Genomic DNA, 15,338 nt, shown 5'->3' on the forward strand with positions numbered 1-15,338 from the left:
TTCAGCCTGGAAGCACGTAAGAGTGCTCGGGACGCCAGGACAGCCACACGGTGTCTCCGTGATCTGCGAGGTTGCTGGCGTCGGAGGAGTTCTGTTGAAACACCACGATGTCGGTGTCGTCAACCGTTCGCACAGTGTAGTGCGTCGTTGCTCCCAAATAGACAACCTCACGCACCGTACCGCGAATGCGACTTACATTGGCATCCGGCACATCTTTCCCAAGTCGTATCTTTTCGGGACGAACGGTAATTACGAGCCCCAAATCCGACATTTGTTGCGGGGTGTTCGCGAGGACGTGCTGGTCGCCGCCGTAGTCGATGCGGACGAGAGTGTCAGAGACCCGCTGCGCGGTCCCGGTGAGGATGTTGGAGGTGCCGATGAACCCGGCCACGAACCGGGTCGCGGGGGTCTCGTAGATCTGCGCTGGCGTGCCGAGCTGTTCGATCCGGCCCTTGTTCATGACGGCGATGCGGTCGGACATGGTCAACGCTTCGCTCTGGTCGTGAGTGACGTAGACGAAGGTGATGCCGACCTCGCGTTGGATGCGTTTGAGCTCCAACTGCATGGCCTGGCGCAGTTTCAGGTCAAGAGCACCGAGAGGTTCGTCGAGCAGGAGTGCGCTCGGCCGGTTGACGAGGGCGCGGGCCAGTGCGACACGCTGCTGCTGGCCCCCAGAAAGCTGCCTGGGCTTGTACTTGGCCCGGTCCCCCAACTCGACGAGTTCGAGCATTTCAGCGACCCGAGTGCGGATCTCGGCCGCGGGGACTTTCTTGCGTTTCAGTCCGAAGGCCACGTTCTCCGCGACGGTCATGTGCGGGAACAGGGCGTAGCTTTGGAAGACCATGTTGACGTCGCGGCGGTTCGGGGGAACCCCGGTGACGTCTTTACCGGACAGGCGCACGACTCCTGAAGTGGGCTCCTCGAAGCCGGCGATCATCCGCATGGTGGTGGTCTTGCCGCAACCGGAAGGCCCGAGCAGGGAGAAGAACTCCCCTTGACGGATCTCCAAGTCGATGGATTCGACCGCGGTGGTGGTGACCTGCCCGGATCGGTAGGTCTTGCTGACTTTTTCCAGACTGATGGCGGGGACTGCCTGGTTGCTCTCTGTCGCTACTACGCCAGGCGCGGCCGGTGTTTTTTCCGTCGTGGTCGCCATAGTCGGGGGTCCTTTGGTGGGGGTCGTACTCTGCGGCGGGCCCGAAGGCCCGCCGACCTCAATCCTGGTCCACGGCGTGGACCTGCCTCATGATCAGTCCCTGCCGATGTAGCTCATCACGTGCTTGATGCGCGTGTACTCTTCCAGGCTGTAAAGGGACAGGTCCTTACCGTATCCGGAGTGCTTGAAGCCTCCGTGCGGCATCTCCGCGATGATCGGGATGTGCGTGTTGATCCACACGCATCCGAAGTCGAGGCGACGGGAGACCCGCAGAGCGCGCGCGTGGTCCTTGGTCCACACACTGGATGCCAGTCCGTACTTTACTGAGTTGGCCCACGCGACCGCCGTGTCCTCGTCGTCGAAGCGCTGGACCGTGATGACCGGCCCGAAGATCTCTTCGGAGACCATCTCGTCGCCTTGGCGCAGGTTGGACACGACCGTGGGCGAGAAGAAGTAGCCGGGACGGTCCACGGCGGAACCGCCGGTGAGCACTTCGGCGTGGTCGGGGAGGCGCTCGAAGAAGCCGCTGACCCGGTCCAACTGGTTGGGGTTGTTCAGCGGACCGTAGTAAGCGTCGGTCTCGTCCGGGCCGGCGGTCTTGGTCTTCTTCGCCTGTTCAGCAAGTGCCGCGGCCAGGTCGTCGTGGATGCCGGGGGCGGCCAGCACGCGGGTGGCAGCAGTGCAGTCCTGTCCCGCGTTGAAGTACCCGGCTCCGGCGATGCCTTCGGCGGCCTTCTCGACGTCCGCGTCGTCGAAGACGATCACCGGGGCTTTGCCGCCCAGCTCCAGGTGGAGCCGCTTGAGGTCGCGGGATGCGGACTGGGCGACCTCGTATCCGGCGCGGGTGGACCCGGTGAGCGAGACGAGCCGCGGGATCGGGTGGTCGACGAGGGCGCGCCCGGTGTCGCGGTCACCAGTGACGACGTTGAACACGCCGGGCGGCAGGAATTCTGCGGCGATCTCGGCGAGCAGCAGAGTGGAGACGGGCGTGGTGTCGGACGGCTTGAGGACGATGGTGTTGCCCGCAGCGAGCGCCGGTCCGATCTTCCACGCGGCCATCGCCATCGGATAGTTCCAGGGAGTGATCTGGCCGACGACGCCGATGGGTTCGCGGCGGATCCAGGAGGTGTGGTCGGCCATGTACTCGCCGGCCGCCTTGCCCTCCAGCACCCGTGCCGCACCAGCGAAGAACCGCAGCGCGTCGGTGACCTGCCAGATCTCTTCCTCGCGCGTGGCCTTGACAGGCTTTCCGCAGTTCTCGACTTCGGCGGCGACAAGCTCGTCGGCGCGTTCCTCCACTGCGTCGGCGATCTTGTTCAGGATGATCTGCCGTTCGGCGGGGGTGGAGTCGCGCCACCCGTTCTCGAAGGCGTCGGCGGCGGCACGGAAGGCCCGGTCCACGTCTTCTGCCGTGGACACCGGTGCTTCGGCGTAGGCCTCACCCGTGGCTGGGTTGACGACCGGTGCGGTTCGGCCGTCGACGGAGTCTACGTACTCACCATTGATGAAGTTACGCAGGCGGCGCAGGCCGTCGGAGTGGCTGGTCACTTTCTACTCCTTGGTCAACTGCGTCACGGCAAACGCAGGGTTGTTATGCATACCCTGACAGAACCAACGACACAAAACAAGGGATTCCGTTGTAAATATCGCGTTTCACGACTAATACTTGACATGTCTGCTTTTGATGCAACTATTTTCATCGGGAGCACCGCGTGTTCCCGCACTCTCTGTACGGAGGACGCCACAGCCCGGCCACCCCTCCGCTAGAACGCAGCTCTGGGGGAACCAAGTGACAGTGCGGTCAGGTAGTGGACTCGCGGCGAACGACTTTCAACAGGCGGCAAAAGACCACCTGTGGATGCACTTCACCGAGCTCGCGGCATACCAGGACACCGACGTCCCGGTCATCACGCGAGGTGAAGGGCCCTACGTCTACGACACTAACGGCAAACGGTACCTGGACGGTCTCGCCGGCCTGTTCGTCTCTCAAGTCGGCCACGGCCGCACCGAGATCGCCGAGGCGATCGCGGAACAGTCCCGGAAACTGGCCTACTTCCCGATCTGGACTTACGCCCACCCGACCGCCATCGAGCTGGCTGACCGCCTCGCCGACCTGGCGCCGGGAGACCTCAACCGGGTCTTTTTCACCACCAGCGGTTCCGAAGCCGTGGAGTCGGCCTGGAAGCTGGCCCGCCAGTACTTCAAACTCATCGGCCAGCCCACCCGGCACAAGGTGATCAGCCGCCGTATCGCCTACCACGGCACGACCATGGGCGCCCTGTCGATCACCGGCCTCCAAGCGATCAAAACCCCGTTCGAGCCGCTGGTGCCGAGCACGATCCAGGTGCCCAACACCAACATCTACCGGGCCCCGGTCCACGGCGACGACCCCGAAGCGTTCGGCCGCTGGGCTGCTGACCAGGTGGAAGAAGCCATCCTGCAGAACGACCCGGAGAGCATCGCAGCGGTCTACGTCGAGCCGGTGCAGAACTCGGGCGGCTGCTTCCCGCCACCTCCCGGCTACTTCCAGCGGCTCCGTGAGATCTGCGACCGCTACGGTGTCCTTCTCGTCTCTGACGAGGTCATCTGCGCGTTCGGCCGGGTCGGCGCGTACTTCGGCGCCCAGCGGTTCGACTACCTGCCGGACATCATCACCTTCGCCAAGGGTGTGACCTCGGGTTATGTGCCGATGGGCGGTCTTATCGCCCGGGAGCACCTGGTGGAACCGTTCCGGGAGGCGGGCAACACCTTCCTGCACGGCAGCACCTTCGCTGGCCACCCGGTGGCGGCCGCGGCCGCCCTGGCCAACCTGGACATCTTCGAACGCGAAGGCCTCATCGACCACGTGCAGGCCAACGCGCCGGCGTTCCGTGCGACCCTGGAGAAGCTGCTCGACCTGCCGATCGTGGGCGACGTGCGCGGCGAGGGCTACTTCTACGGGATCGAACTGGTCAAGGACAAGGAGACCAAGGAGACCTTCACCGACGAGGAAGCGCACCGCCTCCTCAAGGGCTTCCTCTCCCCCGCACTGTTCGACGCCGGCCTGGTGTGCCGCGCCGATGACCGCGGAGAGCCCGTCGTCCAGCTCTCCCCGCCCCTGATCTGCGGCCCCGAGCACTTCGCTGAGATGGAGAGCATCCTGCGCGAGGTCCTCACTGAGGCCTGGCAGCGGATCTGACCCTGGTCTTTCCCACCCTCGTCTTTCCGGGACCGGAAGGTGCGACAGCCTTTCCGGTCCCTTGCTGTTGCAGCCTGTCTACTGCTTCACGGTCCCGGTGCACACCGCCGGAGAAAGCACCCCACCAGCCCTGACGTACAGGAAACAGGAGACCACTCTCAGTTCATCAGCCATCGTTGTCACGATCATCTGCCGGTCAAAACTGGGTTGGCAGGGCCAATTGTTGACCAAGCGTACCGCGTGGCGAGTTTCAGGATTCCCCCCGACGGATTGTTGTTTGGGTTGCGCACCCGAAGCCCTGGGTGCGGAATCGGCAGCGCTCACTCCTGGGGGGAAGGTTGAGTCTTCTGGTGAGGGGAATTGCGGCGTCCGGACTCTCGGCTGCCTTGACTTTCTCCGCGATATCGTTCCTGGCCTGGCACACTGCTGACCGTTCCGTAACCGAGCCCGAGGCTGATTCGGCGACGGTGCTGGTCCACGATGCTTCGGACATCTCCGTCTGGGAATGCTTCTCTCCCGGCTCCGGGGCGGCAGGCTGCTCCGAGCGGGAACACCACAACCTTCCTGCTGGTGTGACCCTCCCCCCGAATGCCGCAGATCCGCGGGATCTCGCTGCTTCGTGGCCGACGGAATGGCCGCCTCCCGCGGCGACCCGGCTGGGAGGGGAAGCCTTGAACTCAACCTCTGGGCAGCACCACCACTCCCACAAGCCCACGCACCACCACCCGACTCATCTGCCCACGCATTCGCCTACCCATCGGCCGCCCCGGCCTACGCATCACCACCCGACGCACCACCCAACCCACTCACACCATCCGACGCACCACCCAACTCACCACCCGACCCACTCGCACAAGCCGACACACCACCCAACTCACCACCCGACCCACTCGCACAAGCCGACACACCATCCGACCCATTCGCACAAGCCGACGCATAAGCCCACCCACCACCCCACGCACTCGCCCACGCACTCGCACTCGCCGTCACCGTCGGTGGCACCGACGGCGCCTTCGACTCCCGGCGGCGGAACCCTGCCGGTGACGGGCAGCGAGACCTCGGCGTTCACTGTGATCGCTGCGGCTGCAGCGTTCCTCGGTGCCGTGCTCATCGCGATGACCCGACGCCGCCGTCCAGCCAGGCACAGGCTGAAGTAACCGCATGACTGTGGCCGTGCCACGGCACGGAGCGCCGTCAGCCGTGGCACGGCCACACCAGCAACCGAAGAGGTCCTACTCTCCGGTCCAGACGGGCTTGCGCTTCTCCGCGAACGCCGCCGCCCCTTCTGCCGCGTCCCGGCTGGTGAAGACCGGGCCGGTGAGCTCATCCTGGCGCTGCCACCGCTCCGCAGCAGACCAGTCTGCGGACTCGACGATGACCTGCTTGGAGACCGCGACGGCCAGCGGCGCGTTCTCCGCGATCCGCGCGGCGAGCTCCCGAGCCCCGTCCAGCGCCTTCCCACTGGGGGTGATCCGGTTGACCAGCCCCAGTTCAGCGGCCCGCGGCGCATCCACGAAGTCGCCGGTCAGCGCGAACTCCATGGCGATATTGCGGGGGATGCGCTGCGGCAGGCGCAGCAGCCCGCCCGCGGCGGCCACCAGGCCCCGTTTGACCTCGGGGATGCCGAACTTCGCGTCTTCGGCGGCGACCACGAGGTCGCAGGCGAGCACCGCTTCAAACCCTCCGGCCAGCGCATAGCCTTCCACCGCCGCGATCAGCGGTTTACGCGGCGGACGCTGGGCGAAACCGCCGAACCCGCGCCCCTCGATGATCGGGACCTCCCCGGCGAGGAAGGCTTTGAGGTCCATTCCCGCGCAGAAGGTGCCGCCTGCCCCGGTGAGGATCCCGACCGTGAGGTCCTTGCGGGAGTCGAGGTCGTCCAAAGCCGCAGCGATCTGCTCGGCCACCGCGCGGTTCACCGCGTTCTTCGCCTGGGGCCGGTTGATGGTGATGACGGCGACCCCGTCTGCCGCTTCGTAGAGAACTTCGTCGGCCATGCTTCCTTCCCCTACTTCGGCTGCATGCGCAGACCGCCATCGATCCGCACCACTTCAGCGTTGATGTAGCTGATCTCCAGCAGTGCCCGGACCAGCTGGGCGAACTCCGCCGGGGTACCCAGGCGCTTGGGGAAAGGCACCGGAGCAGCAAGCCGCTGCTTGAACTCCTCGGCTTCCGGCCCCTGGCCGTAGATCGGCGTATCAAGGATGCCGGGGGCGATCGTGTTGACGCGCACCCCGACCGCGGCCAGGTCGCGGGCGGCGGGAACCGTCATCCCGATGATTCCGCCCTTGGACGAGGAGTAGGCGATCTGGCCGATCTGCCCCTCGATCCCGGCCACGGAGGCGGTGTTGACGATCGCGCCGCGCTCACCGTCGTCGTTGATCGGCTCGGTTTTCGCCATCGCTGCTGCGGCTAGCCGCACCACGTTGAAGGTGCCGATCAGGTTGACGTCGATGATCTTGCGGAAGGAGGCGAGGTCATGCGGTGTACCGTCCCGGGCCACCGTGCGGGCCGCCCACGCGATGCCCGCACAAGACACCGCTGCTCGAAGCGGTTTCCCGGTGTCCACGGCGGCCTGGACCGCCGCCTGCACCTGGTCCTCGTCGGCGACGTCGGTGCGGACGAAGACACCGCCGACTTCCTTTGCCAGGGCCTCACCGCGTTCCGTGTTGACGTCCGCGATGACGACGGTCGCTCCAGCCGCCGTCAACTCCCGGACCGTTGCTTCTCCCAGACCGCTTGCGCCGCCGGATACGAGGGCGGCAACTCCGTTCAGTTCCATGGGGCGCACTCTATTAAGCAGCCCACCAAAAAACTAGAACGACGTTCGGTGTGGTGGGGAATTTCCCATCCCCCTACAGTGCTACTTCCGACATCCTGCACTCGCCCAGCCCGGGAAGTCCGCGACGGAACCGACCCCCATCGTGGAGGTTTTCACCACCAATATGGATGTCCGCACAGAAGTGTCGCCCCTACACTTTCCTATTCACCCACCAGGGCGTTGGACCGGGCATGCCTCCCCGTCCGATCGACCCCCGGGTACTCCGTGCCGTCCCGGCACCCCTCTCCCCTGGTTGCGAGCGCGTCCGTCCGGGCGAAGGAGGCATCTGTGAGCGAGTGGTTCGCCGTCCACATCGTGGCCACTGGCCGCTTGCCGCTCTTCAGCTTCTTTGTCGCATTCGTCGCCGGTTTCCTGATGATCCGCTGCAGTGTGCGGATGATCCGTGCCCGAGTGCGGTGGTGGCCCGGAAACCTCACCCCGTTCGGACTCCACATCCACCACGTGGTCTTCGGAGTAGCGTTCATGCTGATCGGCGGGGTCGCCGGGCTGCTCATCACCGACCGCGACGGCGCAGCCATGGCGACCGCCGCTGCCCTGTTCGGTTTCGGCGCCGCCCTCGTCCTCGACGAGTTCGCGCTGATCCTGCATCTGCGGGACGTGTACTGGACCGAACAGGGGCGCACCTCGGTCGACGCGGTGTTCGTCGCCATCGCCCTCAGCGGCCTGCTCCTGACCGGGCTGCGCCCCGTGGGCTGGGGGCTGTGGGGGATCACCGTGGACACCACCATCACCCAGATCGGGATGGTCGCGCTCATCCTCATCAACTTCGCGGGCGCCGCGGTGAGCCTGCTCAAAGGCAAGATCTGGAGCGGCATCATCGGGATCTTCATCCCCGTGATCAGCATCATCACCGCGATCCGCCTCGCCGTGCCCGGCTCCCCGTGGGCGCGGTGGCGCTACCCGGAAGGATCCGCCAAACTCGCCGCCGCGATCCGCCGCGACCAGCGACTGCGCCGCCCGTTCATCCGCGCCAAAATCTGGTTCCAGGAACTCATCGCCGGGCGCCACGACCTCATCCTGGAACCTTCCCCCGCGTTCCACCAGCAGCTCCCGACTGTTTCGGAGCGGTCAACCCCACCGGTCCGCCACGTCGACTAGTGTCACCGCGTGGTCTTCACGCGAACAACTGGACGCCGCACACGCGGACTCGTCATCGGCATCGACATCGGAGGTACGAAAGTCGCGGGAGGTGTCGTCACCCCCGCCGGACACGTACTGGACCGGATACGCACAGAAACCCCAGACCGCAGCAAAAGCCCCAAAATCGTCGAAGACACCATCGTCGACGTCGTCGAACAGTTACGCCGCGACCATCGCATCCAGGCAGTCGGCATCGGCGCCGCCGGATTCGTCGACGCACGGCGCTCCACTGTCCTCTTCGCCCCTCACCTGTCCTGGCGCGATGAACCGTTGCGGGAAGCGCTCCAGGACCGGCTCGGGCTTCCCGTCATCGTGGAGAACGACGCCAACGCCGCAGCATGGGCCGAAACCCGCTTCGGCGCTGGACGCGGCGTCCGCGATGCCGTCGTGGTGAACCTCGGCACCGGCATCGGCGGAGCCATCATCATCGACGGCGCACTGCGGCGCGGCCGCTACGGGCTGGCTGGAGAGTTCGGCCACATGGTTGTCGTGCCCGACGGGCACCGCTGCGAATGCGGCAACCGGGGCTGCTGGGAACAGTACGCCAGCGGCAACGCGCTGACCCGGGAGGCCCGGGAACTCGCCGCGGCGCATTCGCCCATGGCTTCCCGCCTGCTCGACGCGGCAGGCGGCGACCCCGCCCAGATCACTGGGCCGCTGGTCACCGCCCTCGCCCGTGAAGGCGACCGCGCCTGCATCGAACTCTTGGAAGACCTCGGCGCCTGGCTCGGCGCCGGACTAGCAAACCTCGCCGCGGCGTTCGACCCGGAACTGTTCATCATCGGCGGCGGGGTGTGCGAAGCCGACGAACTGCTGCTCGCTCCGGCGCGCGCCCACTTCCACCGCGCGCTCACCGGCCGCGGCCATCGGCCCGAAGCCCGGATCGTGCGGGCCGCTCTCGGCAACGACGCCGGGCTGATCGGCGCCGCTGACCTGGCCCGCAGCCTTCCCCTCCGCGGGCTCCGGCTGCCGGGAGGTGCGGCGCGGTCCCGGCTCTTCTTCCGCCCGCCGGGACCGCGACCGCGGCGGTCAGGGGTGCGGGGTGTCGACTAGCGCACCAGGCTCGCTGGGCGCTTCCTCCTCGTAAGGGAAGCGGGTGGCGCCCAGCGCGGGCTTCAAATCGAACAGCCACACCGCCTTCTCGTCGTACTTGGCGAAGAACGGGCGGTTGACCAGCTCGGGGTTCCGGGCCTGGATGAAGTGGAGCATGAACACCTTCTCACCGTTGATCTCGGTGATGCCGTCCACGCACACCTTGCCCGGGGTCGCCGACATCGACGGGCCCCGCACCGTCCGCGCCAGACCCGACACGCTGTTGTAGGCCTTGCGGAAAATCTCGTAGGCCTGGGCGAGCGGCACCGCGAAGTAGTCCTGCGGCCCGGTGTCGCGCTCCACGAACATGTAGTAGGGGATCATGCCGAGCCGCACCTGGGTGCGCCACATGGTCGCCCAGGTCTCCGAGGAGTCGTTGATCGTGCGGATCAGCGGCGCCTGGGTGCGGATGACCGCGCCGGTGTCACGGATCCGCCGCACCGCCTCCCGCACGATGTCCGGCTCCAGCTCCCGCGGGTGCGAGAAGTGCGCCATGAACGCCAGGTTCTTGCCGGAGTTCACGACCTGTTCGAACAGGCGGAGCGTGTCATCGGCGTCCGGGTCGGTGACAAACCGCTGCGGCCAGTAGGCCAGCGCCTTGGTGCCGATACGGATCGACTCCAGCGTCTCCACCTCGAGCAGCGGCTCGATGTAGCGGCGCAGCACCGCCTCGCCCATGATCATCGGGTCACCGCCGGTCAGCAGGACACCGGTGACCTCGGGGTGCTGCCGCAGGTAGGCCACCAGGCGGTCGATCTCGTCGGAGGCCATCTTCAGGTCGGGCTCTCCCACGAACTGCGCCCAGCGGAAGCAGTAAGTGCAGTAGGAGTGGCAGGTCTGTCCCTGCTTGGGGAAGAACAGCACAGTCTCCGGGTACTTGTGCTGCACGCCCGGCATGGGCTCGTTGTCCATCTTGGGTAGGTTGAGCTGCAGCTGCCCAGCCGGGTGGGGGTTGAGTCTGGCTCGCACCTCACTGGCGACCCGGTTGATCTCCTGGCGGGGCGCGTCCTTGCGCAGCAGGTCGGCAATGCGCGCCACATCCGCTTCGGGAAGCATGTCCGCCTGCGGGAAAGTCAGCCGGTAGATGGGGTCGTCGGGAGCAGCGTCCCAGTCGATGAGCTCGTCGATGACATACGAGTTGACCCGGAACGGCAGAACCGTGGCCACCGCGCGGATCGCGAGCCGCTCTTCTTCCCCGAATCCCGCACGGGCGGTCAATTCATCGAGGTGTTTCGACGTGTAGGCACGAAACCGGCGGCCAGCGGACGCCTGGGGTGCCATGTCGTGCGTCAAGCTCACGTCTCTCCTCTCGTATCACATGTCACTCGGTCAACGGTTGGCCAACCATAAGTGACATTGCGGTCGCACTGTGTGCGCACATCGGACTCGTTGTTGACCTTGTTGGCGCGGTCCGGGGGTGACAGGGGCTGCGTCGCCCCCGTTCACATGCGAAGTCCGATTCCGGCAGGCTTTCTACCCTATTCATCCCCTTGTGGGGCGAGAATTCCGGATACGGCATTATCCAGAAAACACAGCAATTTCCCAGCTTCCCGACTGGATGACGGTGCTCTGACACCCGGGTCCCCCCATAGTGCCCACTTGCCGACAAGGAGGAATACCCTGACGCCAGGGACGCATCGGTCTGGTCCGCTACCGCGTCCCACCCGCACGAGGAGCCCCATGAGCAGTCCAGTCACCGCCCAGCGGCCTCCGGCCGCCCCGCCCCTGATCGCGGTCGACGCGATGGGCGGGGACCACGCGCCTCGCGAGATCGTCGCCGGAGCGGTACGCGCTGTGCGCGAGCACGGACTGCGCCTCGCCCTGGTGGGACGCTCCTCCGAGCTCGCCCCCCTCGTCGCAGCGGAACAAGCAGCCCGGGAACTACCCATCGTGCACGCCGAGGAAGCCTTGGCCATGCACGAGGGGGCGCTCGCCGCCTGGCGGCGGGCTCGCTCCAGTGTCGCGGTGGGCTGCAAACTGGTCCGGCAGGGCACCGCCGCTGCCCTCGTCTCCGCCGGTTCTACCGGCGGAGTGGTCTCCACCGCCACGGTCCGCCTGCGTACGCTCCCTGGCGTGCTCCGTCCCGCGCTTGCCCTTGTCCTCCCCACCACCCCCACACCGACGATCCTGCTCGACGCTGGCGCCAACGCCGACGCCAAGCCGGAAATGCTGGTGCAATTCGCCCATCTAGGAGCAGCCTACGCACGGGTCGGACACGGCATCGCCGAACCACGAGTAGGCATCCTCACTATCGGCTCTGAACCGGGCAAAGGCAACAAACTAGCCCGACGAGCGGCGGAACTGCTCTCCGCGAACGCCACGGAAGACCGCCTGGACTTCCGCGGCAACATCGAAGGCCACGACCTGCTCGCCGGCCTCGTGGACGTGGTCGTCACCGACGGCTTCACAGGCAATGTTGCCCTGAAATCGGTGGAAGGCGCGGTCCGTTTCGCGTTCGACGAAATCCGCGCGGCACTCACCTCCAGCCCGCTGGCCCGGTTCGGCACCCTGTTCCAGCGCCGTGCGCTCCGAGAACTGCGGACCCGGTTCGACTCCGAAACCTACGGCGGCGCAGTCCTGCTCGGCCTCAACGGCACCGTGGTCATCGCCCACGGCGCCAGCCGCGCCGAAGGCATCGCCCACGCCTGCCTGCTCGCCCACAACCTGGTGGTGGGCCGCATCACCGACCAGATCCGCCGCGGCATCGCAGGCGTGAGCCGCACCCCTTCCTGGCTGCACCGGCTCAGCGCCCCCGAAGAGTAACCCCCACCACGCGCGGTTCCCCTCCCCGTTGCGCAACCGGCATTCTTGTCAAGTGACCGACGTGACCGACGAACCTCCCCACCGTTCCCCTGCCGGCACGACAGCGGCAGTGCTCCTCACCGTGGCAGCCGTCATGGTCACCGGGGTAGTGACTTTGGCGACTGTCCGCTCCCACACCCCCTCCCCGCTGGAGCGCACCGACGCCGACGTGGTCGCCGACGCGCTGCCCCGCCTCGAGTTCGTCCGGGAAGCACTGCACGAGGGAGCGGGCACGGCGATGCAGGAGCTGTTCCCCGAGGGGTACTTCTTCACGCACGCGCTGTACGGGCTGACGTGGCTGTCCGTGGCCCAGCGCGACCCCGACCTGCAGGACCGAGCGTTACGGGAGGCCCGCTGGTCCCTCAAACGGCTCTACTCCCCCGAAGGCACGGGACCGTTCTCCTCGGTTGCAGTCCCCGCCTACGGTGTATTCCACGCGGGCTGGAGCGCCTGGCTGCGCGGACAGATCGTGGCTGTCGCGGGCGGACCAGAGCAGGCTCCCGAGGAGATGGCCGCGCTCGACGCCGCCGCTGAAGAGATCGCCGAAGCGTTCGAAGCCTCCCTCGCCCACGGCACCCCCTACCTCACCTCCTATCCCGGCCAAGCGTGGCCGGTGGACAACGTCGTCGCCATGGCGGCCCTGCGACTCCGCGACCACCTGGCAGGCGAGGACCGCTACGCCGCACTGTTCCGCCTGTGGATGACCGAGGTGCGCGCCCGGCTCGACCCTGCCACCGGGCTCATCCCGCATCGGGTCGACCCCGTGACCGGACACCCGGTCGAAGGGGCGCGCGGCACTTCCCAGACACTGCTGCTGCGGTTCCTGTTCGAAATCGACCCAGAGTGGGCGGCCGCCGACTACACCGTGTTCCGGGAGCTCTTCGCCTCCGAGCACGCGATGCTGCCGGGGGTGCGCGAATATCCGCGGGGCAACCGCTCCCCCGGGGACGTCGACTCCGGTCCGCTGATCTTCGGCCTGTCCGCTTCCGCGAGCACTGTTGCTCTCGCTGGAAGCATCCTCGCGCAGGACACCGCCACGGCCGACGCCCTCACCGGGTTCGCCGAGGCCACCGGCATGGCCGTGGAATGGCGGGGCAAACGCCGCTACCTCGGCGGGGTGCTCCCGGTCGGTGACGCGTTCCTCATGTGGGCACTGACCACGGTCCCGACCGTGCCGGACCGGATCCCGGCCGCTCCCACCACCACCGTCTCCCCGTGGTGGCGGGTGCCGTGGTATGCGCTGACCCTGCTCCCCATCGCAGCCCTGTGGTGGATCGTCCTCGTCCGCTGGCGCTCCCTTCGCCCGCCCCGTCCCGTACCGGAGCGAAGTGACCCGTGATGACCTGCTCTTTCCGCGAAGTGGTCTCGCCACTCACTAAGCTGAGGACATGGCCGATCCGCAAACAGTTCTCGCTCGGCGGGTGCAGTCCGCGCTCGGTGCCGCTTTCGGCCCCGAGTACCGCGACACTGACCCCGTCATCCGTCCCTCGCAGTTCGCCGACTTCCAGGCCAACGTCGCGCTGGCCCTGGCCAAGCGGCTGCGACGTTCCCCACGCGACGTCGCCACTGCGATCACGGAGCACCTGGACATCTCTGATGTCTGCAGCAAAGTCGAGATCAGCGGACCGGGGTTCATCAACCTGACGCTGCGCGACGACTGGATCGCCCACCAGGTCCACGATCTGCTCACAGACGAGCGGCTGGGCACGCCGGTGCAGGAGTCCCAGAACATCCCGATCGACTACTCCGCGCCGAACGTGGCCAAGGAGATGCACGTCGGACACTTGCGCACCACCGTGGTCGGCGACGCGCTCGCCCGCATCCTGGAGTTCCTCGGCCACCACGTCATCCGGCAGAACCACATCGGCGACTGGGGCACCCCCTTCGGCATGCTCATCGAGCACCTGCTGGAGGTCGGCGAGGACTCCGCTGAAGCCGCCCAGCTCAAGAGCGACCCCAACGCCTTCTACCAGGCCGCGCGCGCCAAGTTCGACAGCGATGAAGACTTCGCTGACCGGGCCCGGCGGCGCGTGGTCGCGTTGCAGAGCGGCGACGCCGAAACGCTGCGGCTCTGGCGCGACCTCATCGAGCTGTCCAAGATCTACTTCAACCGGATCTACCGCAAGCTCGACGTCACGCTCACCGACGCCCACCTTGCCGGGGAGAGCACCTACAACGACATGCTCGGACCGGTCTGCGACGAACTGGCCGAGAAGGGCCTGGCGGTCGTCAGCGACGGCGCGCTGTGCGTGTTCCTTGAAGGCTTCACCGGCCGTGAAGGCAAACCGGTGCCGCTGATCATCCGGAAGAGCGACGGCGGATACGGTTACGCCACCACCGACTTGGCCACCATCAAGTACCGGGTGGAGCAGCTCAAAGCCGACCGGATCATCTACGTCGTCGGCGCCCCGCAGTCCCTGCACCTGCGCATGGTGTACGAGACTGCGCGCCAGGCCGGATGGCTGGGCAACGCCGAGCCGATCCACGTGCAGATCGGAAACGTGCTCGGTTCCGACGGCAAGATCCTGCGTACGCGCAGCGGCGCCCCGGTTCGGCTGATGGCGCTGCTGGACGAGGCTGTGGAGCGCGCCTCCGCGGTAGTCGCCCAGACCCGTCCCGACCTGGACGAGGAGACCCGCGCCGCGATCGCCCGCGATGTCGGTATCGGTGCGGTCAAGTACGCCGACCTGTCGATCGCGCACGACACCGAGTACGTGTTCGACTTCGACCGCATGCTGGCGCTCAACGGCAACACGGGCCCCTACCTGCAGTACGCGGTCGCGCGCATCCGCTCAATCTTCCGCAAGGGCGGCATCGACCCGGCGCAGGTCACCGGTCCAATCCAGGTCACCGAGCCTGCGGAGCGTGCTCTCGCGCTCAAACTGCTGGACTTCGGGGCCGCCGTGGTCCAGGTGGGCGACACTCTGGAACCGCACCGGCTGTGCACCTACCTGTTCGACCTGGCCCAGACGTTCACCGCGTTCTACGAGGCCTGCCCGGTGCTCAAAGCCGACCGGGACGAGGTGCGCAACTCGCGGCTGGCGTTGACCGCGGTCACCCTGCACACGCTGGTCAAGGGCTTGGACCTGCTCGGAGTGCGGGCTCCCGAGCAGATGTAGCCGTCTTCC

12 protein-coding genes are annotated in these 15,338 nt (G+C 66.8%); 7 read left to right on the plus strand and 5 right to left on the minus strand.

Going from position 1 to position 15,338, the window contains the following annotated elements; all coding sequences use genetic code 11:
* Position 1: 1 nt before the first annotated feature.
* Both CW348_RS08200 and CW348_RS08205 read right to left on the minus strand, forming a co-directional pair.
* Positions 2-1,156 carry an ABC transporter ATP-binding protein gene (locus tag CW348_RS08200; protein WP_011290727.1) on the minus strand — a complete coding sequence of 385 codons (1,155 nt, stop codon included), beginning with the start codon at positions 1,154-1,156 and terminating at the stop codon, positions 2-4.
* 93 nt (positions 1,157-1,249) lie between these two features.
* Positions 1,250-2,704 carry a gamma-aminobutyraldehyde dehydrogenase gene (locus CW348_RS08205; RefSeq protein ID WP_011290726.1) on the minus strand — a complete coding sequence of 485 codons (1,455 nt, stop codon included), beginning with the start codon at positions 2,702-2,704 and terminating at the stop codon, positions 1,250-1,252.
* A gap of 241 nt (positions 2,705-2,945) precedes the next feature.
* Here CW348_RS08205 and CW348_RS08210 point away from each other — a divergent pair, with 241 nt between their 5' ends.
* Both CW348_RS08210 and CW348_RS15935 read left to right on the plus strand, forming a co-directional pair.
* Positions 2,946-4,334, plus strand: a complete 1,389-nt coding sequence (locus tag CW348_RS08210) for an aspartate aminotransferase family protein (RefSeq protein WP_011290725.1) — start codon at positions 2,946-2,948, stop codon at positions 4,332-4,334.
* A 1,040-nt stretch (positions 4,335-5,374) separates the two neighbouring features.
* Positions 5,375-5,491, plus strand: a complete 117-nt coding sequence (locus tag CW348_RS15935; protein ID WP_016188097.1) for an LPXTG cell wall anchor domain-containing protein — start codon at positions 5,375-5,377, stop codon at positions 5,489-5,491.
* Between the two features lie 75 nt (positions 5,492-5,566).
* On the opposite strand, the gene CW348_RS08220 is transcribed toward CW348_RS15935, so the two are convergent.
* Together CW348_RS08220 and CW348_RS08225 are read right to left on the minus strand one after the other, a co-directional pair.
* On the minus strand, positions 5,567-6,331 hold the full coding sequence (locus CW348_RS08220) for a crotonase/enoyl-CoA hydratase family protein (protein ID WP_011290723.1): 765 nt from the start codon (positions 6,329-6,331) through the stop codon (positions 5,567-5,569).
* Positions 6,332-6,342: 11 nt separating this feature from the next.
* Entirely contained in the window at positions 6,343-7,116 is a 774-nt protein-coding gene (locus tag CW348_RS08225; protein WP_011290722.1) for an SDR family oxidoreductase, read from the minus strand.
* 327 nt (positions 7,117-7,443) lie between these two features.
* On the opposite strand from CW348_RS08225, the gene CW348_RS08230 reads away from it, so the two are divergent.
* Positions 7,444-8,274, plus strand: coding sequence for a hypothetical protein (locus CW348_RS08230; protein WP_011290721.1), 831 nt, complete (start codon positions 7,444-7,446; stop codon positions 8,272-8,274).
* Positions 8,275-8,283: 9 nt separating this feature from the next.
* The gene (locus CW348_RS08235; protein WP_011290720.1) at positions 8,284-9,369 is read left to right on the plus strand and encodes an ROK family glucokinase; all 1,086 of its coding nucleotides are present in this window, start codon (positions 8,284-8,286) and stop codon (positions 9,367-9,369) included.
* On the opposite strand, the gene CW348_RS08240 is transcribed toward CW348_RS08235, so the two are convergent.
* Positions 9,346-10,689 carry a lysine 2,3-aminomutase gene (locus CW348_RS08240; RefSeq protein WP_287463389.1) on the minus strand — a complete coding sequence of 448 codons (1,344 nt, stop codon included), beginning with the start codon at positions 10,687-10,689 and terminating at the stop codon, positions 9,346-9,348. The genes CW348_RS08235 and CW348_RS08240 overlap by 24 nt on opposite strands.
* Before the next feature lie 399 nt (positions 10,690-11,088).
* On the opposite strand from CW348_RS08240, the gene plsX reads away from it, so the two are divergent.
* The 3 genes from plsX to argS are packed head-to-tail and all read left to right on the plus strand — an operon-like array spanning position 11,089 to position 15,329.
* Entirely contained in the window at positions 11,089-12,171 is a 1,083-nt protein-coding gene (gene plsX / locus CW348_RS08245) for a phosphate acyltransferase PlsX (protein ID WP_011290718.1), read from the plus strand.
* Positions 12,172-12,223: 52 nt separating this feature from the next.
* Entirely contained in the window at positions 12,224-13,549 is a 1,326-nt protein-coding gene (locus tag CW348_RS08250; RefSeq protein ID WP_016188094.1) for a hypothetical protein, read from the plus strand.
* Between the two features lie 49 nt (positions 13,550-13,598).
* Complete coding sequence (gene argS / locus CW348_RS08255; RefSeq protein ID WP_104612788.1) at positions 13,599-15,329, plus strand: arginine--tRNA ligase; 1,731 nt, start codon at positions 13,599-13,601, stop codon at positions 15,327-15,329.
* Positions 15,330-15,338 lie beyond the last annotated feature (9 nt).

Origin of the sequence: Thermobifida sp., assembly GCF_017577275.1 — a bacterium.
Classification (GTDB): Bacteria; Actinomycetota; Actinomycetes; order Streptosporangiales; family Streptosporangiaceae; genus Thermobifida; species Thermobifida fusca.